We start from the raw sequence: 25,513 nt of genomic DNA on the forward strand, positions 1-25,513 counted from the left end.
GAAGAGCCGGGATGGTCCATGGCAGGGCCACCGGCGGCGGAACGGGCCCGGTCCGGTCACCCGCTGCCCGACCTCGTCCGGGCGGAGTGGCTGGGATGCGCGCAGGGTTCGGTGGGACGGCCAGTGCGTGAGCAGGCTCCGGCGGAGTGGCTGGGGTGCGCGCAGGGTCCGGTGGGGCGGCCAGTGCGTGAGCAGGCTCCGGCGGAGTGGCTGGGGTGCGTGCAGGGTTCGGCGGATCGGTCTTTCTCAGGAGTCGGCGTATGACGGTCGAGGCACTGGACCTGGGGCAGGAGCGGCTGCGGCGATGGCGGCTGGTGCTCGGCGGGGACGCGGCGGACGGCACCGGTTGCACGCTCGCCGGACGGGACGCCGCGATGGACGGGGCCCTGGCCGCGCTGTACGGGAAGGGGGACCGGCAGGGGCAGCAGCAGGGACGGGACCGTTCCGCGGGTCTGGGGGCGTCGGCGCCGTCCGTGGCGCGCTGGCTCGGCGACATCCGGACGTACTTCCCGTCCTCGGTCGTGCAGGTGATGCAGCGCGACGCCATCGAGCGGCTCGGCCTCGCCACGCTGCTGCTGGAGCCGGAGATGCTGGAGGCGGTGGAGGCCGACGTCCATCTCGTCGGCACGCTGCTCTCGCTCAACAAGGCGATGCCGGAGACGACGAAGGAGACGGCGCGGGCGGTCGTGCGCAAGGTCGTCGAGGACCTGGAGAAGCGGCTCGCCACCCGCACCAGGGCCACCCTCACCGGCGCCCTCGACCGCAGCGCCCGTATCAGCAGGCCCCGTCACCAGGACATCGACTGGAACCGCACGATCGCGGCCAACCTCAAGCACTACCTGCCGCAGTACCGGACGATCGTCCCCGAGCGGCTCATCGGCTACGGGCGGGCGTCGCAGTCGGTGAAGAAGGAAGTCGTCCTCTGCATCGACCAGTCGGGGTCCATGGCGGCGTCGGTCGTGTACGCGTCCGTGTTCGGGGCGGTGCTCGCCTCCATGCGGTCGATCAGCACCCGGCTCGTCGTCTTCGACACCGCGGTCGTCGACCTCACCGATCAGCTCGACGACCCGGTCGACGTCCTCTTCGGCACCCAGCTCGGCGGCGGCACGGACATCAACCGGGCGCTCGCGTACTGCCAGTCGCAGATCACCCGCCCCGCGGACACGGTGGTCGTGCTGATCAGCGACCTCTACGAGGGCGGCATACGCGACGAGATGCTCAAGCGGGTCGCGGCGATGAAAGCGTCGGGGGTGCAGTTCGTGGCGCTGCTCGCGCTGTCCGACGAGGGGGCGCCGGCCTATGACAGGGAGCACGCGGCCGCGCTCGCCGCGCTGGGTGCGCCGGCCTTCGCCTGTACGCCGGACCTGTTCCCGGAGGTGATGGCCGCGGCGATCGAGAAACGGCCGATTCCGGTGCCGGAGGGGTGATGTGGCGACCCGGTGACCGTCGACTCCGTCCAGCAAAAGGGACATGAGTACCCATCGGTAACAGGGGGCTTGCGCAACCTCCGTACTTACGTGCGAGTATCGACGCCTCTTCAGCGTCGCGTCGGCGCGTGGCTCTTCACGCGTGACGTGTTCCGCCGCACGGGAGGACCCACCCCCTGTTGACCTGGTCAGCCGCTCTGCCCGGTGCCGCTCTGCGCGTGTTGCGCACGGCGGCAGGTCGGCGTGCGCTGCAAGTGGTCCTGCTGGTGGGCGGGTTGTTCGCGCTCGGGTTCCTCTGCGGGGAGCGGGCGACCGCGGCGGAGGGAGTGCCGACGCCGACGTCCCGTGTGGTCGCGTCCGCACCGACGCCTGAAGCGCACCCGACCGCACCGCTGCCCGACCTCACGGACCTCACGGACGACACGGACGACACGGTCAAGCACGTCGTGGACGTGGACGCATCGGGCGTCGTGGACGTCGTGGACGTCCTGGGTGTCGAGGACAAGGTGCTCCGCCCGGCGACCGAGCACGTCGTCGGTGCCGTGGACGGCAAGGTCGTACAGCCGGTCGGGGACCTCGTGGAGACGGTCACGGATCAGCTGGCCGAGGCGCAGGCGCAGTTGCCTTCGGTGCCGCCCCTGTCGTCGTTGCCGAGCCTGCCGTCGTTCCCGTCCGTGCCCGAGTTGCCGACGCTGCCGGAAGCCCCCGAGCTGCCGGTGGTGCCGGAGTTGCCGGGGCAGACCTTGCCGGCGCCGGTCGCGGCGACGCCGCGGCCGGACGCACCGGCCGACGGCCCGGCCGGCGGGCAGGACTCTGACAAGGCGAGGACGAGCAGGGACGGCGGTGCGTACGGCCCGTCGTCCGTCGGCGGTTCCCCCGCCACGGGTACGACGGCCAAGGTGCACGGGCACCGTGGCGCCGCGAAGGGCGGGTACGCCCCCGTGCACCAGGCGCCCACGGGTGACCAGGACGGGGTGCTGGGCCACCGGCCCGGCGTGGACAACGGCTCGCCGCGGCACGGCGACGCACAGGCCGCGTCCCTGAGCGACCGGGCACCGCTGCGGCTCGTGCCCGGCGGCGTCGCGCGCACCGACGCGGACGGCACCCGGGAGCGGCACCGGGACATCCCGGTTTCCCCGGCCTAGGACGGACGCCCGCACCCCGCTGCCCATCCGGCGCGCGGGGGCGGCACAGGTCTGCCCGACCGTCCAGCCGTCCGAAGCCCGGCAACCCCTGTCGCTCAGGGCCTTCGGACCACCCCTCCCAAGGATCTGACGTACCCATGAACAAGAACATCCGTCGCTCCCTCGTCATAGCCGCCGGCGTCTCGGGCGCCTGGGCGCTCGGTTCCGCCGCGGCGAGTGCCGACGAACTGCCCGCCTCCTCCCTCTCCGTCTCGGACACGACGACGGACCTCACCGGTGACCTCGCGGAGGGCGTCACAGAGACGGTGACCGGCGTGACCGGCACGGTCGACGGCGTCGTCACCGGGGTGGCCGACACGCTCGACGACACGACAGTCACCACCCCGCAGACCGCTCAGACCGCTCAGACCGCTCAGACCGCTCAGACCGCTCAGACCGCCCAGACCGCCCAGGCCACCCAGACGGCCCAGGCGGCCAAGGCCGCCGCGGCTTCCACGGCCTCCCCGACCTCCAAGGCCGGCAAGATCAAGGGCGCCGCAGCCATCCAGGGCGCGAAGGCCGCCCGTGTCGCCCGTGCCGCGCAGGCGCAGCTCGACGCGACGGCCGCAGCGACGGCCGGAGCGGCGACCGCCACGGCGTCCGGCGACACGGTCGGCGCCGCCCGGACCACCGTCTCCGACTCGGGCGCCCCGCAGGACGGCGTCGACTACCTCTTCGGCCCCCTCGCCGCCTTCGCCCCGGAGCTGGAGCGGGCCCTCGCCGGCGCCCAGACCAAGCTCCAGGGCGCCCAGTCGGCGGCGCGCACGCAGGCGCGGGGCGTCGACGGCGTCGTAAGGACGAAGGCGCAGCAGGTCGTCGCGGGGGCGGGCCGCACCGGGTCCGCCACGACCGGCACGGCGCACACCGCGCTCACCGGCACCGGGGCCCGCGCGGCCGGCGTCGCCACCACCGCTCGGGCCGAGGCCGACGCCCTCGCCCCCGTCGTCGACGAGACCACCGCCGCAGCGATCCCCCCGCTGGCCGGCGCCGTACTGAACGGCGCGGTGCCGGTCGTCACCCATGCGGCGGACGGAGCGGCACCGGTCGCCGCCGGTGCCGTGCACGGCGTCCCGCCGGTCGTCACCGGCACGGTGGGCGGCGTCGCCCCCGTCGCCATGGACGCCGTCACCGGGGTGGGCCGGACCGCCGGTCACACCGTCGGCGCCGCGACCGCACTCGCGGACGGCGTCGTCACCGGCGTCCTGCCCGTCGCCACCGGCGTCACCGCCGGTGCCCAGGGTCTCGCCACCGGCGCGGTCCACGGCGTCGCCCCCGTCGCCACCGACGCCGTCACCGGGGTCCGGCAGGTCGTGGGCGGTGTCGTCGGTGAGGTGCCGCCGTACGCCACCGGGCTCGTCGGGCAGGTCGCCGCCGACGTCACCGGGACGGTGCTGCCGCCCGTCGTGAACACCGCCGTGCACGGGGTCGTGCCGGTCGCGGAGCGGGCCGTGGCGGACGTGGACGCGCTGGCGTACGGCGTGACGGGGGACGTGCGGCACACCGTCGGCGAGGTGCCGCCGCTCGCGTACGGCGTGGCCGGGCACGCCACCGGCCTGGCCGGCGGGGTGAGCCAGGACGCGGCGCCCTTCGCGTACGGCGTCACCGGAGCCGTCCAGCCCGTCGTCGGTGTCGTCCAGCCGGTCGTCGGAATCGTCCAGCCGGTCGTGCAAGGTGTCGGCGGCAGCGCCGGGACCTTCGTCCACGACGTCACCCAGGACGTCGCCCCCTTCGCGTCCGGCGTGACGGGGGACGTACGGGCGACCGTCGACGGTGTCGTGCCCGTCGTCGGTCACACCGTCGGCGGCGTGGCCCCCGTCGCCGGGAACGCCCTCGCCGGCACCCAGGGTGTCGCCCGGTCCGTCACCCCGGGGCACGGCGTCTGACCCTTCCCACCCACACCCGACTCCGCGAGGAAGCACGCCCGGACGGCCGAAAGCCGTCGGTCCGTCCGGCGTGACCCCTCGCGGTCGGAGCCGGTCGGTCCTCATTGGGGTGGGGATCATCGGCTCCGCGCCCCTCGAGGGGCTGTTCAGGGGGCCTCACCGGGTCAACCCCAGCCCGGTGAGGCCCTTCCGCGCGACCCCCTCGACCCCTCACACCTGACACGCCGTGCCAGTGAGGACGGCATCATGTGACAGGTATCACCGCTCAGGTGTGACGCTCGATTTAGGGGCCCTCCGCAACCAGCGATAACCTGCGAGACGGACATGCCGCGCGCTCGGACACCGTGTGCGCCTCCCTTGTGACCCTCGGCGGACGTCACGTTGCCCATCGCGGCACGCCCACGCATCCAACGAACCGCGAGATCACTGATAGGGACGGAAGCGCGTGGACCTGTTCGAGTACCAGGCGAGGGACCTCTTCGCCAAGCACGATGTACCGGTGCTGGCCGGTGAAGTCATCGACACGCCTGAGGCGGCCCGCGCAGCCACCGAGCGCCTCGGTGGCAAGTCCGTCGTCAAGGCCCAGGTGAAGGTCGGCGGCCGTGGCAAGGCCGGTGGCGTCAAGCTCGCCGCGACCCCGGACGAGGCGGTGGAGCACGCCACCAACATCCTCGGCATGGACATCAAGGGCCACACGGTCCACAAGGTGATGATCGCCGAGACGGCTCCCGAGATCGTGGAGGAGTACTACGTCTCCTTCCTCCTCGACCGTGCCAACCGCACCTTCCTCTCCATCGCCTCCGTCGAGGGCGGCATGGAGATCGAGGAGGTGGCGGCCACCCGCCCGGAGGCCGTCGCCAAGACGCCGATCGACGCCAACGAAGGCGTGACCCCCGAGGTCGCGCGCCGGATCGTCGAGGCCGCGAAGTTCCCGGCCGAGGTCGCCGACAAGGTGGCCGACGTCCTCGTGACGCTGTGGAAGACCTTCATCGAGGAGGACGCCCTCCTGGTCGAGGTCAACCCGCTGGCGAAGGTCGCCTCCGGCGACGTCATCGCCCTGGACGGCAAGGTCTCCCTGGACGAGAACGCCGAGTTCCGTCAGCCGGAGCACGAGGCCCTCCAGGACAAGGACGCGGCCAACCCGCTCGAGGCCGCCGCCAAGGAGAAGAACCTCAACTACGTCAAGCTCGACGGCGAGGTCGGCATCATCGGCAACGGCGCGGGTCTCGTCATGAGCACCCTGGACGTCGTCGCGTACGCCGGTGAGAACCACGGCGGCGTGAAGCCGGCCAACTTCCTCGACATCGGTGGTGGCGCCTCCGCCGCCGTCATGGCGAACGGCCTGGAGATCATCCTCGGCGACCCCGACGTCAAGTCGGTCTTCGTCAACGTCTTCGGTGGCATCACCGCCTGTGACGAGGTCGCCAACGGCATCGTCCAGGCGCTGCAGCTGCTCGCGGACCGCGGTGAGGAAGTCACCAAGCCGCTGGTCGTCCGTCTGGACGGCAACAACGCCGAGCTGGGTCGCAAGATCCTCTCCGACGCCAACCACCCGCTGGTCCAGCGTGTGGACACCATGGACGGCGCGGCCGACAAGGCCGCCGAGCTCGCGGCTGCGAAGTAAGGGACGAGGGAACACAGCCATGGCTATCTTCCTCAACAAGGACTCCAAGGTCATCGTCCAGGGCATGACCGGTGCCACGGGCATGAAGCACACCAAGCTCATGCTGGCGGACGGCACGAACATCGTCGGTGGCGTCAACCCGCGCAAGGCGGGCACGTCGGTCGACATCGACGGCACCGAGATCCCCGTGTTCGGCACGGTCGCCGAGGCCATGGAGAAGACGGGCGCGAACGTATCCGTCCTCTTCGTGCCGCCGGCCTTCGCCAAGGCCGCCGTGGTCGAGGCCATCGACGCCGAGATCCCGCTCGCGGTCGTCATCACCGAGGGCATCGCCGTCCACGACACGGCCGCGTTCTACGCGTACGCCGTCTCGCAGGGCAACAAGACCCGCATCGTCGGCCCGAACTGCCCCGGTCTCATCACCCCGGGCCAGTCGAACGCCGGCATCATCCCGGGCGACATCACCAAGCCGGGCCGCATCGGTCTGGTCTCGAAGTCCGGCACGCTCACGTACCAGATGATGTACGAGCTCCGTGACATCGGCTTCTCCTCCGCCGTCGGCATCGGTGGCGACCCGATCATCGGCACCACGCACATCGACGCGCTCGCCGCGTTCGAGGCCGACCCCGACACCGACCTGATCGTGATGATCGGTGAGATCGGCGGCGACGCCGAGGAGCGTGCGGCCGCGTTCATCAAGGAGAACGTGACCAAGCCGGTCGTCGGCTACGTCGCGGGCTTCACCGCGCCCGAGGGCAAGACCATGGGCCACGCCGGCGCCATCGTCTCCGGCTCCTCCGGTACGGCCGCCGCGAAGAAGGAGGCCCTCGAGGCCGCCGGTGTCAAGGTCGGCAAGACCCCGACCGAGACCGCCAAGCTGGCGCGCGAGATCCTCGCCGGCTGAGCAGCGGCTTCCCGGCCGAGCGTCGACGGGCCCGTTCCCTGTGTGGGGGCGGGCCCGCCGCCGTTCTCACCGGGACAGCGGCACCAGCCGCTCCGGACCGCTGGTCACCGCGCCCCGCAGCTTCTCCCGCAACTCCGTCTCCGCCTCCGACAGCGCGCCCTGCGCCACCTTCGGCGGCACCCCCTGGATCTCCGCCCCGGGCGTGATCGGCGGCTCGTAGTGCGTCGGAGCCGTCCGGAGTGTGAGGACCGTCGCGCCGATCAGCGCCACTGTGAACGCGATCGCCGCCCGGGTCCAGAAGCGGGCCCTGCGCTCACTTCCCGTCCGCACCACCGGCGGCTTCGCCGCGCGCAGACGCTCGGTGGCGGCGAGTTCGGTCAGGCGGCGGTGCAGTTCGGCGGGCTCGGAGAGGTCCGGCAGGCGCGCGGCGATCGCCTCGCGCGCGTTCATCAGCCGCCCGGCCGCCGCCGGCGTGCTCGCCTCCGTCTCCGCCGCCGTCTCCGGGAGGTCGAGGCCGACACCGTCGTACAGCACGAGTGTGCGGCGCTGCCGGGGCGGCAGGCGCAGGAGGGCGGCCAGCAGGGCGCGGTCGGAGGCGTCGGCGGGCGGGGCCTCGGGGTGGCGGTAGCGGGGGCGGAAGCGGTGCCAGGGGGAGAGGGCGTACTCGTAGGCCGTCGCCCGTACCCAGCCCGCCGGGTCGCGGTCGACCGCCACCTCCGGCCAGCGCTGCCAGGCCAGTTGGAAGGCCCACTCGACGGACTCGCGGGCGAGCTCGCGCCGCCCGGTGAGCAGATAGGCCTGCCGTACGAGGGCGGGCGCGCAGAACGCGTACAGGGCGTCGAAGGCCTGAGCGGGCGTCAGGGAGGCGGCCGTTTCCTCCGGTTCGGTCCGGGCGTCGGCCTCGGACCGAAGTCCGAGCTCGGTCGCGGTCGCGGTCGCGGTCGCGGCCTCGGCCTTGGTCTCGGTCCCGGTCCCGGGCTCGGTCTCGGGCGGTGGTGCCGGGGCCTCGTGGAACTGAGGTTCCGTCACCTCTTCGGGCGGCGGCTTCTCTTGCACCAAGGTGCCCAGCAGCTTCGCGTACGCCTCCCGCTTGCGCCCGCGTGGATTCGTACGGCCGGACTCCCACGCGCGGACCGTCTCCCGGGTGACCCCCACCCGTTCGGCGACCTGAGCCTGCGTCAACGACCCGGCCTCGCGCAGGCGTCGGCGTTCCTTGGGCGGGGGAAGCGGGGTTGCAGGGCTCTGTGTCACAGGGCGCCCCTTCGTACGAAAAAGTACATAGTCGTATATTGAGCGACACGTCAGAAGTTCGCCTGTTACGACGGAAAAGCGCGTGTCGTTGGGAGCATGACGGTCGTGATCCAGATGACCGTGCGCCGATCGCCCCTGTCGCCCCTCCTCACTCGGTTGCGCCGACGCTCGCCCGGAATGGCCGCGAGCCTGTTGAGCGGGGTGCTCGCGGCGGGGCTCGGGCTCGGTTCGCTCGCCGTGCTGGTGATGGTGCTGTGGATCAGTTCGCCGTATCCGGACAGCGGACCGGGGGGCGCGCTGCACGTCGCGGCGGCACTCTGGCTGCTCGCGCACGGCGCGGAACTGGTCCGCACGGACACGCTGTCCGGGGTACCGGCGCCGGTCGGTGTGACGCCGTTGCTGCTGCTGGTACTGCCGGTGTGGCTGGTGCACCGGGCGGCACGGGACGCGGTCGCCGACGACGAGGACGAGACCGCGGTGGGTGCGGGGGGTGCGGCGGGTGCGGTCGGTGCCTCCGGGGGGACGGCGTTCACGGGTGTCGTGCTCGGCTATCTGGCCGTCGGCGCGGCGGCCGCGTCGTACGCGGCGGGCGGCGAGCTGCGGCCCTCGTGGGTGTGGACGGCCGTGTGCGTACCGGTCGTGGTGACGGTGGCGGCGGGTGCGGGCGTCTGGACGGCGTACGGCCGCCCGCGCGGCCCCGTCGACAGCGCGCTGCTCCTGCTGCCGGCGCCGGTCCGCCGGCTCCTCCTCGGCCCGGACGCCCGGCGGCGGCTCGGGGTGGCGGCGCGGGCGGCGGGCGCGGGCGTGGCGCTGCTGGTGGGGGGCGGTGCGCTGGTGCTGGCGGCGGCGCTGGTGGGGCACGGGGGCGCGGCGCGGCTGTCCTTCCTCCAGTTGACGGAGGGCTGGTCCGGCCGGTTCGCCGTCCTGCTGCTGTGCGTAGCGCTCGTGCCGAACGCGGCGGTCTGGTCGCTCTCGTACGCCCTCGGGCCCGGGTTCGTGCTGGGCACGGGGCATGTGGTGAGCCCGCTGTCGGCCGCGCCGGCGCCTCTCCTGCCACCGTTCCCGCTGCTGGCGGCGGTGCCCGGGGAAGGCACCGGGACCTGGCTGAACTGGGTGACCGGAGTGGTGCCGTTGGTCGCCGGGGTGACGGTGGGGTGGTTCGTGGCGGGGCCGGCGACCGGGCGACGAGGCCGGAGGGAGCGCGGACAGGCCGACGGTGTCGGGGCGCCGGGGCGTGGCGGCTCGGACGGTGCCATGGCGTCCGGGACGCGGCGGGTCGGGGGAGTCGGTGCGGCGGACGGGTTGCCGAGGTGGGTCGCAGGAGCGGCTGGGGGAGCGCGGGGTGGGGGTGCGCAGGGCGGACATGCGCAGGGCGGGGCTGCGCAGGGCGGGGCTGCGCAGGGCCGGGGTGACGGCGCGCGGGTGGGCCAGGCCTCCGTGGCCTGGTCGCGGGGCCGGACGGCCGGTACCGCCGGGCTCGCGGCCGCCCTCTGCGCGGTCTCGGTGGCGGTGCTCGCCGCGCTCGCGGGCGGGCCGCTCGGCGTGGCCGCGCTGGCCTGGTTCGGGCCGGTGTGGTGGCTGACCGGAGCGGCGGCACTGGTGTGGATCGCGGCGACGGCGATTCCCACGGCGCTGGCGCTGAGGGCTTGGCGCTGCCGGGAACGCCGGGAACGCCGGGAACGAAAGGCACGGGGGGTGCGGGGCGCCCGGCGGACGCGGGCGGCGAGGCTCGCGGAGCCGCGGGGGGAGGCGTCGGGGGCCGGGGCGCGGGGGGAGGCGTCGGTTTCTGAGGCCGGGGCGCGTAGAGGGGCGTCGGTGTCGAGGGCCGGGGCGCATAGAGGGGCGTCGGTGTCGGGGGCCGGGGTATGGAGTGAGGCGCTGGCTTCGGTGGCCCGGGCGCGGGGAGAGGCATCGGCTTCTGAGGCCGGCGTATGGGACCCGGTCGGTTCTGAGGGGGCTGCGGCGGAGCCGGAGGTGTCGGCGCCGCGGGCGGGGCGGTGGTTCTCACGCCGGAGGAGCGGCGACCGGGCGGCAGGCCTCGCGACTTCGGCCTCCGGGGCTCCCGGCTCCCGGACTCCCGTCCCCGGAACCTCAGCCCCCGGGACCCCCGTCTCCGAGGTCCCCGCCTCTGAGACCTCCGCCCCTGAGACCTCCGTCCGTGAGGCATACATCCGCGAGACCTTCTCCGCTGAGACGTCCGCCCCCGAGGCGTTCGTCTCCGAGATGACCATCCGCGACGTGTCCGCTCCGGAGACACCGGCTCCCGGGACGTCCGCATCCAAGAACTCCGCCGGCAAGAACTCCAGCGCCAATAACTCCCGCGTCCATAACTCCGCCCGCAGGAACTCCGCGAACCGCTGGTTCTCCCGCAAGTCGCGCCCGGGGCGCGAAGGCGCGGTGCCGTCCACGACGTACGAACTCGACGCCGACGATGCCGCCTTCGAGCCCTACGACTTCCTCCCCGCCGACTTCCACCCGGCCGCCCCGGCAACCCAGTCGCCCTGGCACGACGACGCCTCCCGCGAGGCGCGCTGGGCGGCGCTCAGGGAAGCCTCGACGCTACCGGAGCCGCCGGACGCGGAGTGACGGGGCGAGGCCCGCCAGCCGCCCACCCGTCAGCAGGTACGGCAGGCTCGCGCCGGCGACCAGCCACCGGCCCCCGTCAGCCATCACCAGCCACCGACCGGTCCCCGCTGGCCGCCCGCCACCCGTCAGCCACCATCGGCCCCGCCGGCCACCGACCGGTCACCGGCCACTCATCAGCCGCCACCGGCCAGCCTTCCGCCACCGGCCTGCCATCAGCAGCCACTGACCAGCCCGCACCAGCCGCCCATCAGCAGCCGCCCGCCACCGGCAGGCCCGCCACCGCCTCAGTCCGTCCCCAGGATTCCCCGGAGTTCCTTCGGCAGCAGGTCGCTGCAGGACTGCTTCGCCTGGTTGGTGAGGGCGTCGTTCGTGCAGGTGTAGTAGTCGCTGTAGACGAGTTGGGCCGTGAAGCCGGCGCCGACCAGGACGACCGCCAGGGACGCGGTGACCAGGCCGCTGATCGCCGCCGTGGTCTGGGGGCGGGAGCCCGAGGTGCCCGGTGCCGGGGTGTCGGGGTCGGCGGGGCGGGGCTTGGCGCGCAGGGCGCTGACGCCCCAGTACAGGGCGAGCGCGCCGAGCAGCAGGGCGACGTACGGCCAGCTGAACAGGGCGAAGAAGAACGCCCACATACCGCTCAGGAGCGAGTAGCGCGCCCGGCGCTGCGTGGGGTCGGTGGGGTCCCAGCGCATGCCCGTGCCGGAGCCGCCGCTGCCCTGGCCGCCCTCGGGGCCGGAGCTGCCGGGACGGTCGCCGAAGCCGCCGCCGGAGGAACGGCCGGGCTGGCGGTCGCTCCACTGGCTGCCCCACGGCGAGCGGGAGCCGTCGTCGCCCTCGGAGGAGTCGTCGCCCGCCGGGCGGCGCGGCTGCCACGGGCGGTCCGGGGTGCCCTCGGGCGGCGGGGCGAAGGGGTTGTCGTCCTCGGCCGGCTTCTGGTCCGACGGGGCGTCGGGGGGCGAGGCGGGGCGCTCCCGCAGCAGCACGCCGCGGTGCTCCCCTCCCGGCACCGGATACGGGGGGAGCGTGAGGAGTCGCAGGCTGCGGTCCGGCATCAAGTGAGCGTCTTCCCCTAGGTGATACGGCTGTCTGATGTGAGTGTCTGATGTGAGCTTTCACTCCGGAAACGCACCGCACGACGGCCACGTTCCCGAGTCGGGCCCTCCCAGACGCTACCTTCCGGCCACGCCCCCGTCCCGTGGGGGCCGTCCGGAGTGCCGGTATCGTTGCTGGCGTTCGACCGTTTCGTAGACTTCCCCGTATCCCGGGGCGCGAAGCATTCGTACGAACGTACATAGTGAACGTTCCCCCAGAAAGGGCCCCTCGTGGCTAAGCGTCTCGTCGTGCTGGTCTCCGGATCCGGCACCAACCTCCAGGCGCTGCTGGACGCCATCGCCTCGACCGGCGTCGAGGCCTACGGCGCCGAGATCGTGGCCGTCGGGGCCGACCGCGAGGGCATCGAGGGGCTCGCCCGGGCCGAGCGGGCCGGCCTCCCCACCTTCGTGCGGAAGGTCAAGGACTACGGCACCCGCGAGGAGTGGGACGCGGCGCTCGCCGAGGCCGTCGACGCCCACGAGCCCGACCTGGTGGTCTCCGCCGGGTTCATGAAGATCGTGGGCAAGGAGTTCCTCGCGCGCTTCGGCGGGCGGTTCGTGAACACCCACCCGGCTCTCCTGCCCAGTTTTCCCGGCGCCCACGGCGTCCGCGACGCGCTCGCGTACGGCGCCCGGGTCACCGGCTGCACCGTCCACTTCGTCGACGACGGCGTCGACACCGGACCGATCATCGCCCAGGGGGTGGTGGAGGTCCGGGACGAGGACGACGAAGACGCTCTGCACGAGCGCATCAAGGAAGTCGAGCGAAGGCTGCTCGTCGAGGTCGTGGGGCGGCTCGCCCGCAACGGCTATCGCATTGAGGGACGAAAGGTAGTTATCCAGTGACCGCCGAGAGCAACGCCAAGCGGGCCATCCGCCGTGCGCTGGTCAGTGTCTATGACAAGACCGGTCTCGAGGAGCTCGCCCGCGGGCTGCACGAGGCCGGCGTGGAGCTCGTCTCCACCGGGTCCACCGCCGGCCGGATCGCCGCCGCCGGCGTCCCGGTCACCAAGGTCGAGGAGCTGACCGGCTTCCCCGAGTGCCTGGACGGCCGCGTCAAGACGCTGCACCCGCGCGTGCACGCCGGCATCCTCGCCGACCTGCGCCTGGAGGACCACCAGCGGCAGCTGGCCGAGCTGGGCGTCGAGCCGTTCGACCTGGTCGTCGTGAACCTGTACCCGTTCCGCGAGACCGTCGCCTCCGGCGCCTCGCCCGACGAGTGCGTCGAGCAGATCGACATCGGCGGTCCGTCGATGGTCCGCGCGGCGGCCAAGAACCACCCGTCGGTGGCCGTCGTCACCAGCCCGGCCCGGTACGCGGACGTGCTGAACGCCGTGCAGGACGGCGGGTTCGACCTCACCACCCGCAAGCGGCTCGCCGCGGAGGCCTTCCAGCACACGGCGTCGTACGACGTGGCGGTCGCCTCCTGGTTCGCCTCCTCCTACGCGCCGGTCGACGAGTCGCAGTTCCCCGACTTCCTCGGCGCCACCTGGGAGCGCGAGAACACCCTCCGCTACGGCGAGAACCCGCACCAGCCGGCCGCCCTGTACGTGGACGCCTCCGGCGCCGGGCTGGCCAAGGCCGAGCAGCTGCACGGCAAGGAGATGTCGTACAACAACTACACGGACACGGACGCCGCCCGCCGTGCCGCGTACGACCACGACGAGCCGGCCGTCGCGATCATCAAGCACGCCAACCCGTGCGGCATCGCGGTCGGCGCGGACGTCGCCGAGGCGCACCGCAAGGCCCACGCGTGTGACCCGCTGTCGGCGTTCGGCGGCGTGATCGCCGTCAACCGGCCGGTGTCGAAGGAGATGGCCGAGCAGGTCGCCGAGATCTTCACCGAGGTCATCGTCGCCCCGGACTACGAGGAGGGGGCCCTGGAGGCCCTCGCCAAGAAGAAGAACATCCGGGTGCTGAAGGCCGCCGGCGCTCCCGCCAACCCGGTCGAGGTCAAGCCGATCGACGGCGGTGTGCTTCTCCAGGAGACCGACCGGCTCCAGGCCGACGGCGACGACCCGGCGAACTGGACGCTGGCGACGGGTGAGGCGCTCTCCGCCGCCGAGCTCGCCGAGCTGGCGTTCGCCTGGAAGGCCTGCCGCGCGGTCAAGTCCAACGCGATCCTCCTCGCCAAGGACGGCGCCTCGGTCGGCGTCGGCATGGGCCAGGTCAACCGCGTCGACTCCGCGAAGCTGGCCGTCGAGCGGGCCGGCGCCGAGCGCGCGCAGGGCTCGTACGCGGCCTCCGACGCCTTCTTCCCCTTCCCGGACGGCCTGGAGATCCTCATCGAGGCCGGTGTGAAGGCGGTCGTCCAGCCGGGCGGTTCGGTGCGCGACGAACTGGTGGTTGAGGCGGCGAAGAAGGCCGGCGTGACGATGTACTTCACGGGGACGCGGCACTTCTTCCACTGAGCCGCACGCGCAGGGCGAGGGCCCGCCGGTCGTGAACCGGCGGGCCCTCGGGCACGGTGCGGACGCTTGACGAGGCGTCCGGGTTGTACGCGTATCCGCTGATTGCCCGCGCCTCGCAAGTGCGCTTTCATCCCTCGCAGAGCCCCGGCACCGGACCCGGGGCACCTGCCTTCTGGGGGAACAGATGGCCAGAACAGCACGCGGTACGGGTCGGCGCAGGGCGTTACGCGCGGCGGGCGGCGGCGCCCTGGTCGCGCTGCTGACCGCCGCGACCCTTCCCGCGGCCGACGCGGCACCGACCGGCGCGCCCTCGACGCTGCGGATCAGCGTCGCCGCCGACGGCACGGAGGCGAATGGCCCCTCCGGACAACCGGCCGTCAGCGCCGACGGCCACGTCGTCGCCTTCGTCTCACGCGCCACCAACCTGGTGCCCGGCGACCCCGACGACGGCGCCGACCTGTTCGTCCGCGACCTGCGCACCGGGACCCTCCGCCGTGTGGCGGCCGACGGCGACATCTACTTCCCGGTGCTCAGCGCCGACGGCCGCTACGTCGCCTACGGGACCCAGAACGGGGCCGAATCGGCCGTGCACGTACGGGACTTGAGGACCGGCCGGACCGAACGTGCCGACGTGGGTCTCGACCCCGGGCACAGCGGCGGCCAGACCCCCGCGCTCTCCGCGGACGGCCGCACCGTGGCGTTCGCCGCCTACGGCGTCGAGTCCGAGAACGCGAGCGCCGTCTACGTACGCGACCTGCGCGCCCACCGCACCCGGCGGATCAGCCCCGACGCGGGGCCGGGCCACAGCTTCCGCGCCCCGTCCCTGAGCGCCGACGGCCGGAAGGTCGCCTACCAGGACGTGACCGGCACCCCGCCGCGCGGCGACTACTCCGACCTCTACGTCCACGACCGCCGCACCGGCGCCACAATCCAGGCGGACACCACCTACGACGGCAGCCCGGCGGACAAGGCCGCCACCGCGCCGCTGCTCAGCGCCGACGGCTCCACCCTCGTCTTCACCTCCGCCGCGTCCAACCTGGTCCCGGGCCCCGATCCGAACAGCAGCTTCAACCCGTTCGTCCGTGACCTGCGCACCGGCACCCTCACGCGCGTCGACGCGACGGTGCCCGGTCCCGAGGGCGTCCTGTCCGCGGACGCCGTCTCCGCCGACGGCACGAAGCTGCTGCTCGACGTCTGGCCCGTCCTCACCACACGGGACGCCGACTACGTACGCGACCTGCGCACCGGCGCCGAGATCCTGGCCACCCCGAACGCGGACGGCGACCCGGCGAACGCCGTGGACGCCCGGACGGACGCCCGCGCGCGGACCGTCGCCTTCACGGGCTTCGACGACGAGCGGTTCGTGCCGGGGGACACGAACGGCGAGTCGGACGTGTTCGTACGTCGGCTGCCGCCACCCGGATCGAAGTAGGGGCGACGCACCAGGGCCGTGTCCCCCCTCGTACGGGTGGGACACGGCCCTTGGCGGTGGATCGGCCGCATCCGGCCGGGGGGGTTCAGTACCGCGGACGCGCGAACCAGGCGGTGCCGCTCGGCACCACCGGCGCGGCCGTGATGATCGCGCCGAACACGACCCACAGGAGCGGGAAGATGACGGCGGAGGCCATGCCCGAGTCGAGGCCGACGAAGAGCAGCAGCAGACCGACGATCGTGCCGAGCGCGCCGTAGATGACCGTGGTGATACGGACGCCCTGGCCGCCGCGGCCGAACTTGACGCCCAGCGTGATGGACAGGGCCGCCAGCGCCAGCACGAAGATCGCGATGCCGGCGATGAGGCCGGCCGCGGCGTCACCGAAGTCGCTGATGTCGCTGAACGGGTCGTCGGAGGACGAGCTCAGGGAGTCCGCGGAGTCCGAGACGTCGTTCACGAACGCGGCGACGTACAGGTAGATCAGGCCGAGGACGATCTGCACCGCGGAGATGATGTAGAGGAAGACGCGGGCCGTCACCAGCAGGCCCGGCATCGACTGCGGCACCATGTTGGCACCCGGGTAGCCGGGGTACGCGGGTGCCTGCGGGTAGGCGCCGTAGGGCTGCTGGGGAGCGCCGTAGGGCTGCTGCGGCGGGACGCCGGGCGGGGCCTGCTGGGGGTAGCCGTAACCGGGAGCGGCCGGCGGCTGCTGGGGCGGGGGCCCGTAGGGGTTGTTCGGATCGCCGAAACTCATGGCGGTGTTTCCTCCGTTTGCCGAATGTGCGGGGACGACGAGCGGCACGGTCGGAGGAAGGTTCTACAGATGCGGTTCGTCCCCCCGGTACAGCCCGCGGCACTGTGGCGCCAATCGTTCTTCAGTGGCCGGTTCGTTGTCCAGCCGCAATCCCTATGTGTTGTGCAAGTGCAACCTCGTCGATCTTGCGTCGCCCCCTGGTGGAACCCGGATTGGAACCGGGAGCCGGTCATCCGCGAGGATGGGGGCATGACCGCCCAGATTCTCGATGGCAAGGCCACCGCAGCCGCGATCAAGTCCGATCTGACCGCCCGCGTGGCGGCGCTGAAGGAGAAGGGCGTCACGCCCGGCCTCGGCACGATCCTCGTCGGGACCGACCCCGGCAGCCAGAAGTACGTCGCGGGCAAGCACCGCGACTGCGCCCAGGTCGGTATCGCCTCCATCCAGCGCGAACTGCCGGAGACGGCGACGCAGGAGGAGATCGAGGCGGTGGTGCGGGAACTGAACGAGGACCCCGCCTGCACCGGTTACATCGTCCAACTGCCCCTGCCCAAGGGCATCGACGAGAACCGCATCCTGGAGCTGATGGACCCGGCCAAGGACGCCGACGGTCTGCACCCGATGAACCTCGGCCGCCTGGTCCTCAACGAGCCCGCCCCGCTGCCCTGCACCCCCAACGGCGTGCTGACCCTGCTCCGCCGGTACGGCGTGGAGATCAAGGGCGCCGAGGTCGTGGTCGTCGGCCGCGGTGTCACCATCGGCCGCCCGATGCCGCTGCTGCTCACCCGCCGCAGCGAGAACGCCACCGTGACCCAGTGCCACACCGGCACCCGCGACCTGTCGTCCCACCTCAAGCGCGCCGACATCATCGTGGCCGCCGCCGGTTCCGCCCACCTGATCCGCCCCGAGGACGTGAAGCCGGGCGCCGCCGTGCTCGATGTCGGTGTCTCGCGCAGCGCCGACGGCAAGATCGTGGGCGACGTCCACCCCGGCGTCGCCGAGGTGGCCGGCTGGATCTCCCCGAACCCCGGCGGGGTCGGCCCGATGACCCGGGCGCAGCTGCTGGTCAACGTGGTCGAGGCGGCGGAGCGCAGTGTCGACTGACCCGGCGGAGGACGACATGGAGGTGCGGGACGCGATCAGCGCGCCCGACGCCGAGGGGAAGCCGCGCCGCGTCACCCGGCGCTTCCCGCTGTTCACCAAGGACACCGCACGCCCCGAGGGTGGCGGCCGGGCCGCGCCGGGTGACGCCCCGGCGCCCGCCCGGCAGTGGCCGATCCTCGCCGTGCTGGCCACGGTCGCCGTCGGTCTGCTGGTGATCGCGACCGACCAGTTCCGCATCGGCTCGCTGTTCATCGGGGCCGGGCTGCTGGCCGGTGGCGTGCTGCGCTGGCTGCTGCCGGACGTCGGCATGCTCGCGGTGCGCTCCCGGTTCACCGACATCGTCACGTACGGCGCGCTGGGCACCGCCATCGCCCTGCTGGCGATGATGGCCCAGCCGGACCCGTGGCTGGTCGTCCCGTTCCTGAAGGACGCGCTGCACTTCACGGTCAGCAGCTGACACGTCCCGCACGACGACGGCCCGTCCTCTCCCCCGAGTAAGGACGGGCCGTCGTCTGCGTCAACCCTCGTGCACGACGAAGGCCCTGTTCAACGGCTGTCAGCGCGCTGTGTCGCGGAAGTGACCGTTCCGCTACGGTGTCCGGTCCCTGTCACAGCGGGAGGAGCAGGGGGAACCGATCACCGGCCGGGTGTCGTCCGACACCGTGGAGGTGAGCGATGGGCGCCTGGCAGTCGCTGCCGGAGGATCTGCCGCCGGAGGTGCGGCACCTCGTGGAGCAGCTGCGGCGGCTGAAGGACGCGACCGGCCTCAGCCTGGCCGCGCTCGGCGCGCGCACCGCGTACAGCAAGTCCTCCTGGCACCGCTATCTCAACGCCACGCAGCCGCCGCCCCGGCAGGCCGTCACCGCCCTGTGCGCGCTCGCCGGGCTCGGCGGCACGGAGGCCGAGCGCGTCGGGGTCCGCTGGGAACTCGCCGTCCAGGCCTGGCCCCGCCCGGCGACGGTCCCCGAACGGCCCGCGGAGGCCGGGGAGTACGAGGAGTACGAGGACGATCCCACGCTGCCCTGGTGGGAGGAGCCGCCGACCGCGCCGTCGAAGGCGTCTCGCGGTCCGCACCGGATGCTGCTGGCCGCCGTACTCCTGCTGCTGGCGCTCGTGCTCGTCGCGGTCGCCGGTGTCGTGGCGCTCGGGTGAGCTTCGTACCCGAGTGGCGCGCGTTACGGGTGATGTGCGTCCCATGTGTCGTTGTGTTGACAAGTTTGCGGATTTGCAACGAAGCCGTTCAACAAGAGGGTTAGCGTGACCGATCGGGACGGTCCGGGACGTCCCGTGGCTGCAGGACTGGACCGCAGCCGGGTCGGCGTGCAACGGTGCATGCCCCCGGCCCCGATGCACCCGTGCGCCCCCACCCCGGGAACTGAGATCCTTGTCGGGCGCATCCCTGTGGGTAGCCAGACGGGGACTCGGCAGAGGGCACCAGCACGGGGATGCGCAGCAACAGCCAGCACGACCGGGGGGAAAGAGGGGGGAAGCAATGCCTCGTTGGAGGGCCTTGCCGGATGAACTGGATCCGCAGGTCAGGGAGTTCGCCAGCCAGTTGCGGCGACTCGTGGACCGGAGCGGCCTGAGCATCGCGGCGGTGGCCGACCGCACGGGCTACAGCAAGACGTCCTGGGAGCGTTATCTCAACGGCCGACTGCTCGCGCCCAAGGGCGCGATCGTGGCGCTGGCCGAGGTCACCGGCACCAATCCCATCCACCTGACCACGATGTGGGAGCTCGCCGAGCGTGCCTGGAGCCGCTCGGAGATGCGCCACGACATGACCATGGAGGCCATCCGCATCTCCCAGGCGCGCGCCGCGCTCGGGGAGTTCGGGGCGCCGCCCGCCAACGCCAAGGGCAGCAAGACGGCCCGCAGGAGCGGCAGCGCGACGGCGACACCGGGAGTGGCCGGGCCCGCGGGCGTGGCACCGACGGTGCCGCCGCAGCCGGCTTCGCCGGACGTACGGGACTCGCAGGGGTCGCAGAGCTCCCGCGGTGGTGAGGCGTCGCAGGCAAGCCGCGAGAGCGGGGTCAACTCCTGGGGCGTGGCGGGATACGCCGGGCCGTCTCCGGCGGGCGGACGCGCCCCCGACCGGCCCGCCCCCGACCGGCCCGCTCCCGACGGGCCCGCCTGGTCGCCGACGGCGCAGACGCCGTACGGCGAGCCCCCGCAGAGCCCGCGCCCGACCGCCGCGCCCGGCCCCGGCGGGACCGGCTCCGGCGGAATTGGCTCCGGCGGAACCGGTGGCAAGCGGCGGCTGACGATGTTCCTCGCGGGCGTCGTCGGCGTGCTCGTCGTCATCGCCGCGGCGTACTTCCTCACCGACGGCGGCGGCGACAAGAAGAACGAGGGCGGCAAGGCCTCGCCGACCGCGACCGCCTCCACCCCCGTCGACCTGCCCGCCGGCGTCAAGTGCGCCGGTGACTCCTGCACGGGCAAGGACGCGGAGAGCATGGGGTGCAGCGGCGACCTGGTGACCACCGCCAAGACCGCCACCGTCGGCACCACCGTCGTCGAGGTGCGTTACAGCAAGACGTGCGGTGCCGCGTGGGGCCGTATCACCGGGGCCGCGCAGGGCGACGAGGTCACGGTGGCCGCCGGCAAGGGCAAGCAGCAGACCGGCTCGATCAGCACGGCCGGGGACACCATCGCGTACACCCCGATGGTCGCGGTGAAGGACGCGGGCGAGGCGAAGGCCTGCGCGACGCTGGCGGCGGGACAGAAGGGCTGCACCCCGTAGGCGCTGGGGGCTGAAAAACAATTCCGGGGCCGCAGGCATGGCCGGGCGAATCGTGGGCACGCGAAACGTACCCCCACGGGAGTCCGGCCACGTCGGTCCCCCCCTACGGCGGCCGCCTCGTTCCACCTCTCCCGGACGGGCGGCCGTCGCTCTTTCATGACTTTGTGGGGTGGGCCACAGGGGCCCGGCCATCCGAGATCCCGGATGCGCGATAGCCTGACCGGTGGATCTCTTGATGCCAAGAGATCGATCATTTGTACGTCCCGCACCCCGGGGCAGGGACGCCCCACCGACAGCTGTCATACGGAGAACTCCATGACCCGCACTCCCGTGAACGTCACCGTCACCGGCGCGGCCGGCCAGATCGGTTACGCCCTGCTCTTCCGCATCGCCTCGGGCCAGCTGCTCGGCGCGGACGTGCCGGTCAAGCTCCGCCTCCTGGAGATCACCCCGGCGCTGAAGGCCGCCGAGGGCACCGCGATGGAGCTGGACGACTGCGCGTTCCCGCTGCTGCAGGGCATCGACATCACGGACGACCCGAACGTCGCCTTCGACGGCAGCAACGTCGCCCTCCTCGTCGGCGCCCGCCCGCGCACCAAGGGCATGGAGCGCGGTGACCTCCTGGAGGCCAACGGCGGCATCTTCAAGCCGCAGGGCAAGGCCATCAACGACCACGCCGCGGACGACATCAAGGTCCTCGTCGTCGGCAACCCGGCCAACACCAACGCCCTGATCGCCCAGGCCGCCGCCCCGGACGTACCGGCCGAGCGCTTCACCGCGATGACCCGCCTCGACCACAACCGCGCGCTGACCCAGCTCGCGAAGAAGACGGGTTCGACGGTCGCCGACATCAAGCGTCTGACCATCTGGGGCAACCACTCCGCCACCCAGTACCCGGACATCTTCCACGCCACGGTCGCCGGCAAGAACGCCGCCGAGGTCGTGAACGACGAGAAGTGGCTGGCCGAGGACTTCATCCCGACCGTCGCCAAGCGCGGCGCCGCGATCATCGAGGCCCGTGGCGCGTCCTCCGCGGCCTCCGCCGCCAACGCCGCCATCGACCACGTGCACACCTGGGTCAACGGCACCGCCGAGGGCGACTGGACCTCCATGGGTATCCCGTCGGACGGCTCCTACGGCGTCCCGGAGGGCCTGATCTCCTCCTTCCCGGTCACCACCAAGGACGGCAAGTACGAGATCGTCCAGGGCCTGGACATCAACGAGTTCTCCCGCGCCCGCATCGACGCCTCCGTCGCCGAGCTGGCGGAGGAGCGCGAGGCGGTTCGCGCGCTCGGCCTCATCTGAGCCGGTCCGCGTAGAAGCGGCTTCTGTCACGAGCCTGCACGGGCCCTGTTCCGGTTTCTTCCGGGGCGGGGCCCGCGCCCGTTTTCACCGCTACCGTCAAGAACGTTACCCGCCAAGGTGATTCGGGGGGTTCGCGATGAACAGCGGATGGCACGGCAACGGCAACGGCGGTGGCTACAGCTCGGGTTCCGACGAGCACGAGCCCAGCGAGGACAGAGGCCAGGCGGCCTGGGGCACGCAGGGGCCGAGCGGCGCCCTGCCGCCGTGGGCGTCGGCGGAGACGCAGACGTCGTACACGCCGCCGTGGGTCTCGCCCCCGCCCCAGCCCCCGCCACCGATCCAGCCGCAACCGTATGTCCCGCCTCCGCCCCCGCCCTCTCCGCCGCCCGGCCCCCGCCGCTTTCTGGTGATCCTCACGGCCATGGTCGTGCTCGGCTCGGGGATCGGCGCCGGTGTCTGGTTCCTGACCCGCGACGGCTCGGTGGGCGCCGATGCCACCCCGGGGCCGACGGTGGCCGTCACGACGTCCGCCCCGACGCCGACGAGCCCGGAGACGCCCCCGTCAGGGACGGCTCCCTCTGAGGCGGCCTCATCGGTGACGACCCTGGAGTCACCTCCCGTGTCGTCCGCCCCCGCCCCCGGCTACCGCCTCGCCCAGGACCCCGTCGGCTACACGATTGTCGTCCCCGAGGGCTGGACCCGCCGGCAGAAGCAGGGCGAGAAGGCCCCGGTGGTCTTCTACGACGCCCCCGACGACGGCCGTCAGCTGCAGATCTTCCGGCTGGCCGAGGACACCCCGGCCGAGTCCCTGCACCAGGCCGAGAACGACCCCGGCTTCGGCTTCGCCCGCCAGCCCGGCTACCAGGCCCTGGAACGCGGCGAGGACACCACCTGGTCCGAGCTCACCTACCGCTACGACGACGAGGACAAGGGCGCCCGCCAGGTGATCGACCACCGCTTCGAGGCGGCCGACGGCACCTTGTACGCGATCCGAGCGAGCGGCCCCGAGGACCTGCCCCCCGCACAGATCCGCGAGCCGCTCACCGAGGCGCTGGGTTCGTTCTGCCCTGCCGGACAGGAGTGTTCGTAGGCGTACCTGCGCTGTCGTGAGGGCTGTGTGCGGTGCCGCCGTGCCGGGCGGGCGGGGCTGTCGGCGGGCTGGTCAGTGTGTCCGGTCCAGTCGCTTCTCGAACCAGTGGGCGGCGTAGACGTGGTCGACGTACGAGGGGATCTCGGTGTACCCGCTCGCCCGGTACATCGCCTGCGCCTCGGTGAGGGTGGCGTGCGTGTCGAGTCGTACGGTGTCGCAGCCGCGGTCGGCGGCCTCCTTCTCCAGGGCCGCGAGCAGGCGGCGGGCCAGGCCCAGGCGGCGGGCGTCCCGGTGCACCCACACGTGCTTGATCTCGCCGATGCCGGGCTTCAGCCGGCGCAGCGCCCCGCAGCCCACCGGGCGCCCCTCCTCGTACGCCACGAAGAACGCGCCGGCCGTGCCGGACACCTCCTCCGGCCCGACCAGGTCGGACGGGTCGAAACCCTCGGGGAAGCGGGCGTCGATGTCGGCGGCGTAGGCGTCGAGGCAGGCGCGGGCGTCCGGGGCGTGGCCGTCGACGAGCGTGACAGTGATGGCGGCCAGGCGGAGCAGGCGCTGGGCGGTGGCCACGGCGGCGGTCAGCTCGGCGCGCTGGTCGGGGGTGAGGCCTTCGAGGAGTCCGGAGGCGAGGGCGTTCGCCCGCCGGTTCTGCTCCTTCAGCTCGTCCTGCCCGGCGGGGGTCGGCTCGACCATCCGCAGCCGGTTGTCGCCGGGATGCGTGCTCAGCCGGACCAGGCCCTGCTTCTCCAGGGCCTTCGCCATCCGGCTCAGATAGCCCGCGTCCAGACCGAGGCGGGTGCGCAGCTCACGCAACGAGGCCCCGTCCCCGATCTCGAACAGCAGCCGGGCCTCGCCGAGGGGGCGGTCCTGGCCGAGATAGTGGTCGTCGAGCGCGCCGATCCGGCGGGTGAAGTAGCGGTTGAAGCGGCGGAGGGCCGCAACCTGCTCCGTGCGTACCGGTTCCATAAGTCTTTGACTCTAGTCAAAGAACCGTCTTCGGCTCCAGTCATTCCGTCCGCGTGATCGCCGGCACGCACGGACCACGGTTCGGCCGTACGATTCGCCCGGTTTGCCTGCATGTTCAGTGACGCGGAGCACTTTCCGGCTCCGATTGCGCATGCAATGCAAGGTCGAGGGCAGGCGCTGACGGTCCCGCTGGGTGACACCCGTGTGACTCAGGGGAACGGAACAGGAACGGAAGGCAACACCGATCATGGCCGGACAGCAGGCCCAGCAGACGATCCACGCGGGCGGCGAGTGGCGCGCAGCCCTCTCCGGCGCCACCCGCGACATCATCGACCCCGCGGACGCGCAGCCCTTCGCCGTCGTCGCCGAGGGGGACGAGAAGGACACCGACCTGGCCGTCGCCGCCGCCCGGCGGGCCTTCGACCACGGCGACTGGCCGCGCACGCCGGTCGCCGAGCGGGCCGCCCTGCTCTACCGGGTCGCCGACCTCCTCATGCGCGACCGCGAACGGCTCGGCCTGCTGGAGAGCCGCGACGCGGGCAAGACGCTCGAAGAGGGCCGCGTCGACATCGACTGTGTCGCCGACGCCTTCCGCTACTTCGCCGGGCTCGTCGCCGCCGAGTCCGGCGGCCGGGTCGTCGACGCGGGCTCACCCGACATCCACAGCGTCGTGGTGCACGAGCCGGTGGGGGTCTGCGGCCTCATCACCCCGTGGAACTACCCGCTCCTCCAGGCCAGTTGGAAGATCGCCCCGGCCCTCGCCGCGGGCAACACCTTCGTCGTCAAGCCCAGCGAGATCACCCCGCTGACGACCGTCGCGCTGATCGAGCTGCTGGTCGAGGCCGGCCTGCCCGCCGGGGTCGCCAACATCGTCACCGGACCCGGCCGTTCGGTCGGCGCCCGGCTCGCCGAGCACCCCGACGTCGACCTCGTCTCCTTCACCGGCGGCCTCGTCAGCGGCACCAAGGTGGCGCAGGCCGCGGCCCCTTCGGTCAAGAAGGTCGCCCTCGAACTCGGCGGCAAGAACCCCAACGTCGTCTTCGCCGACGCCTGCGCCACCGAGGAGGGCTTCGACACCGCCGTCGACCAGGCCCTCAACGCGGCCTTCATCCACAGCGGCCAGGTCTGCTCGGCGGGCGCCCGCCTCATCGTCGAGGAGTCGGTCAGCGAGCGCTTCGTCGCCGAACTCGCCGACCGGGCGAGCCGGATCAAGCTGGGCCGCGGCACCGACGACGGGGTCGAGTGCGGCCCGCTCGTCTCCGAGCAGCAGCGCGCCAAGGTCGAGGGCTACGTCGCCTCGGCGCTGGCGGAGGGCGCGGTGCTGCGGACCGGCGGCAAGCGGCCGGAGGCGCTGGGCGCGGGCTACTTCTACGAGCCGACCGTCCTCGACGGCTGCCACCGCGAGATGAAGGTCGTCCGCGAGGAGGTCTTCGGCCCGGTCCTCACCGTCGAGACCTTCCGTACCGAGGACGAGGCGGTGTTCCTCGCCAACGACACCGAGTACGGCCTGGCCGGCGCCGTCTGGACCGCCGACGCCGGACGGGCCCGCCGGGTGGCCGGACGGCTGCGCCACGGCACCGTCTGGATCAACGACTTCCACCCCTATCTCCCGCAGGCGGAGTGGGGCGGCTTCGGCAAGAGCGGAACGGGCCGCGAACTCGGCCCCGCCGGGCTGGCCGAGTACCGCGAGACCAAGCACGTCTACCAGAACCTCGCCCCCAAGCCCGTCCGCTGGTTCACCGGCTGAGTCCCCGCCCCAAGCCC

At 72.7% G+C, this 25,513-nt stretch carries 20 protein-coding genes; 16 read left to right on the plus strand and 4 right to left on the minus strand.

Annotated elements, in window-relative coordinates; all coding sequences use genetic code 11:
- Positions 1 to 260 precede the first annotated feature (260 nt).
- The 5 genes from DI272_RS27915 (at position 261) to sucD (ending at position 7,022) form a co-directional block, all read left to right on the plus strand.
- Positions 261 to 1,427 (plus strand): VWA domain-containing protein, encoded by a 1,167-nt coding sequence (locus DI272_RS27915; RefSeq protein WP_109497977.1) that lies wholly within the window; start codon positions 261 to 263, stop codon positions 1,425 to 1,427.
- 179 nt (positions 1,428 to 1,606) lie between these two features.
- Positions 1,607 to 2,572: a hypothetical protein gene (locus tag DI272_RS27920; protein WP_109497978.1), complete on the plus strand. Its 966-nt coding sequence runs from the start codon at positions 1,607 to 1,609 to the stop codon at positions 2,570 to 2,572.
- A 137-nt stretch (positions 2,573 to 2,709) separates the two neighbouring features.
- Positions 2,710 to 4,494: a hypothetical protein gene (locus tag DI272_RS27925; RefSeq protein ID WP_109497979.1), complete on the plus strand. Its 1,785-nt coding sequence runs from the start codon at positions 2,710 to 2,712 to the stop codon at positions 4,492 to 4,494.
- A gap of 445 nt (positions 4,495 to 4,939) precedes the next feature.
- On the plus strand, positions 4,940 to 6,118 hold the full coding sequence (gene sucC / locus DI272_RS27930) for an ADP-forming succinate--CoA ligase subunit beta (RefSeq protein WP_109497980.1): 1,179 nt from the start codon (positions 4,940 to 4,942) through the stop codon (positions 6,116 to 6,118).
- A 19-nt stretch (positions 6,119 to 6,137) separates the two neighbouring features.
- Positions 6,138 to 7,022, plus strand: a complete 885-nt coding sequence (sucD, locus tag DI272_RS27935) for a succinate--CoA ligase subunit alpha (RefSeq protein WP_109497981.1) — start codon at positions 6,138 to 6,140, stop codon at positions 7,020 to 7,022.
- Positions 7,023 to 7,088: 66 nt separating this feature from the next.
- Here the strand turns inward: sucD and DI272_RS27940 are convergent, their stop codons facing one another.
- Positions 7,089 to 8,273, minus strand: a complete 1,185-nt coding sequence (locus DI272_RS27940; RefSeq protein WP_109497982.1) for a helix-turn-helix domain-containing protein — start codon at positions 8,271 to 8,273, stop codon at positions 7,089 to 7,091.
- Positions 8,274 to 8,369: 96 nt separating this feature from the next.
- On the opposite strand from DI272_RS27940, the gene DI272_RS45535 reads away from it, so the two are divergent.
- A complete protein-coding gene (locus tag DI272_RS45535; RefSeq protein WP_258314699.1) occupies positions 8,370 to 10,859 on the plus strand; it encodes a DUF6350 family protein in 2,490 nt (829 codons plus the stop codon).
- A 284-nt stretch (positions 10,860 to 11,143) separates the two neighbouring features.
- On the opposite strand, the gene DI272_RS27955 is transcribed toward DI272_RS45535, so the two are convergent.
- Positions 11,144 to 11,908, minus strand: coding sequence for a hypothetical protein (locus DI272_RS27955; protein WP_109497983.1), 765 nt, complete (start codon positions 11,906 to 11,908; stop codon positions 11,144 to 11,146).
- 270 nt (positions 11,909 to 12,178) lie between these two features.
- On the opposite strand from DI272_RS27955, the gene purN reads away from it, so the two are divergent.
- From purN to DI272_RS27970, 3 genes are all read left to right on the plus strand, one after another.
- Entirely contained in the window at positions 12,179 to 12,793 is a 615-nt protein-coding gene (gene purN, locus DI272_RS27960; RefSeq protein ID WP_109497984.1) for a phosphoribosylglycinamide formyltransferase, read from the plus strand.
- Positions 12,790 to 14,358: a bifunctional phosphoribosylaminoimidazolecarboxamide formyltransferase/IMP cyclohydrolase gene (gene purH, locus DI272_RS27965; protein WP_109497985.1), complete on the plus strand. Its 1,569-nt coding sequence runs from the start codon at positions 12,790 to 12,792 to the stop codon at positions 14,356 to 14,358. The genes purN and purH overlap by 4 nt, the downstream gene beginning before the upstream one ends.
- A 184-nt stretch (positions 14,359 to 14,542) precedes the next feature.
- Complete coding sequence (locus tag DI272_RS27970; protein ID WP_109497986.1) at positions 14,543 to 15,790, plus strand: PD40 domain-containing protein; 1,248 nt, start codon at positions 14,543 to 14,545, stop codon at positions 15,788 to 15,790.
- A gap of 85 nt (positions 15,791 to 15,875) precedes the next feature.
- Here DI272_RS27970 and DI272_RS27975 read toward each other — a convergent pair whose 3' ends face one another.
- Positions 15,876 to 16,544: a hypothetical protein gene (locus DI272_RS27975; RefSeq protein WP_059192799.1), complete on the minus strand. Its 669-nt coding sequence runs from the start codon at positions 16,542 to 16,544 to the stop codon at positions 15,876 to 15,878.
- 249 nt (positions 16,545 to 16,793) lie between these two features.
- Here DI272_RS27975 and DI272_RS27980 point away from each other — a divergent pair, with 249 nt between their 5' ends.
- From DI272_RS27980 to DI272_RS28010, 6 genes are all read left to right on the plus strand, one after another.
- On the plus strand, positions 16,794 to 17,648 hold the full coding sequence (locus tag DI272_RS27980) for a bifunctional methylenetetrahydrofolate dehydrogenase/methenyltetrahydrofolate cyclohydrolase (protein ID WP_109497987.1): 855 nt from the start codon (positions 16,794 to 16,796) through the stop codon (positions 17,646 to 17,648).
- Positions 17,649 to 17,664: 16 nt separating this feature from the next.
- Positions 17,665 to 18,105 (plus strand): DUF3017 domain-containing protein, encoded by a 441-nt coding sequence (locus DI272_RS27985; RefSeq protein WP_109497988.1) that lies wholly within the window; start codon positions 17,665 to 17,667, stop codon positions 18,103 to 18,105.
- Between the two features lie 218 nt (positions 18,106 to 18,323).
- Entirely contained in the window at positions 18,324 to 18,800 is a 477-nt protein-coding gene (locus DI272_RS27990; RefSeq protein WP_109497989.1) for a helix-turn-helix transcriptional regulator, read from the plus strand.
- A 340-nt stretch (positions 18,801 to 19,140) separates the two neighbouring features.
- Positions 19,141 to 20,388 carry an XRE family transcriptional regulator gene (locus DI272_RS27995; protein ID WP_109497990.1) on the plus strand — a complete coding sequence of 416 codons (1,248 nt, stop codon included), beginning with the start codon at positions 19,141 to 19,143 and terminating at the stop codon, positions 20,386 to 20,388.
- 315 nt (positions 20,389 to 20,703) lie between these two features.
- Complete coding sequence (locus tag DI272_RS28000) at positions 20,704 to 21,693, plus strand: malate dehydrogenase (RefSeq protein ID WP_109497991.1); 990 nt, start codon at positions 20,704 to 20,706, stop codon at positions 21,691 to 21,693.
- 136 nt (positions 21,694 to 21,829) lie between these two features.
- Positions 21,830 to 22,783 (plus strand): hypothetical protein, encoded by a 954-nt coding sequence (locus DI272_RS28010; RefSeq protein ID WP_181387332.1) that lies wholly within the window; start codon positions 21,830 to 21,832, stop codon positions 22,781 to 22,783.
- A 72-nt stretch (positions 22,784 to 22,855) separates the two neighbouring features.
- Here DI272_RS28010 and DI272_RS28015 read toward each other — a convergent pair whose 3' ends face one another.
- Entirely contained in the window at positions 22,856 to 23,749 is an 894-nt protein-coding gene (locus tag DI272_RS28015; protein ID WP_109497993.1) for a bifunctional helix-turn-helix transcriptional regulator/GNAT family N-acetyltransferase, read from the minus strand.
- 247 nt (positions 23,750 to 23,996) lie between these two features.
- On the opposite strand from DI272_RS28015, the gene DI272_RS28020 reads away from it, so the two are divergent.
- Entirely contained in the window at positions 23,997 to 25,496 is a 1,500-nt protein-coding gene (locus DI272_RS28020) for an aldehyde dehydrogenase family protein (RefSeq protein ID WP_109497994.1), read from the plus strand.
- Positions 25,497 to 25,513 lie beyond the last annotated feature (17 nt).

The sequence above is a fragment of the Streptomyces sp. Act143 genome, assembly GCF_003143935.1.
Lineage (GTDB): Bacteria > Actinomycetota > Actinomycetes > Streptomycetales > Streptomycetaceae > Streptomyces.

Coding starts and splice junctions, on each gene's coding strand:
- DI272_RS27915 (WP_109497977.1), top strand. CDS start 261: ATGACGGTCGAGGCACTGGACCTGGGGCAGGAGCGGCTGCGGCGATGG.
- DI272_RS27925 (WP_109497979.1), top strand. CDS start 2,710: ATGAACAAGAACATCCGTCGCTCCCTCGTCATAGCCGCCGGCGTCTCG.
- sucD (WP_109497981.1), top strand. CDS start 6,138: ATGGCTATCTTCCTCAACAAGGACTCCAAGGTCATCGTCCAGGGCATG.
- DI272_RS45535 (WP_258314699.1), top strand. CDS start 8,370: ATGACGGTCGTGATCCAGATGACCGTGCGCCGATCGCCCCTGTCGCCC.
- DI272_RS27955 (WP_109497983.1), bottom strand. CDS start 11,908: ATGCCGGACCGCAGCCTGCGACTCCTCACGCTCCCCCCGTATCCGGTG.
- DI272_RS27970 (WP_109497986.1), top strand. CDS start 14,543: ATGGCCAGAACAGCACGCGGTACGGGTCGGCGCAGGGCGTTACGCGCG.
- DI272_RS27975 (WP_059192799.1), bottom strand. CDS start 16,544: ATGAGTTTCGGCGATCCGAACAACCCCTACGGGCCCCCGCCCCAGCAG.
- DI272_RS27980 (WP_109497987.1), top strand. CDS start 16,794: ATGACCGCCCAGATTCTCGATGGCAAGGCCACCGCAGCCGCGATCAAG.
- DI272_RS27985 (WP_109497988.1), top strand. CDS start 17,665: ATGGAGGTGCGGGACGCGATCAGCGCGCCCGACGCCGAGGGGAAGCCG.
- DI272_RS27990 (WP_109497989.1), top strand. CDS start 18,324: ATGGGCGCCTGGCAGTCGCTGCCGGAGGATCTGCCGCCGGAGGTGCGG.
- DI272_RS27995 (WP_109497990.1), top strand. CDS start 19,141: ATGCCTCGTTGGAGGGCCTTGCCGGATGAACTGGATCCGCAGGTCAGG.
- DI272_RS28000 (WP_109497991.1), top strand. CDS start 20,704: ATGACCCGCACTCCCGTGAACGTCACCGTCACCGGCGCGGCCGGCCAG.
- DI272_RS28010 (WP_181387332.1), top strand. CDS start 21,830: ATGAACAGCGGATGGCACGGCAACGGCAACGGCGGTGGCTACAGCTCG.
- DI272_RS28015 (WP_109497993.1), bottom strand. CDS start 23,749: ATGGAACCGGTACGCACGGAGCAGGTTGCGGCCCTCCGCCGCTTCAAC.
- DI272_RS28020 (WP_109497994.1), top strand. CDS start 23,997: ATGGCCGGACAGCAGGCCCAGCAGACGATCCACGCGGGCGGCGAGTGG.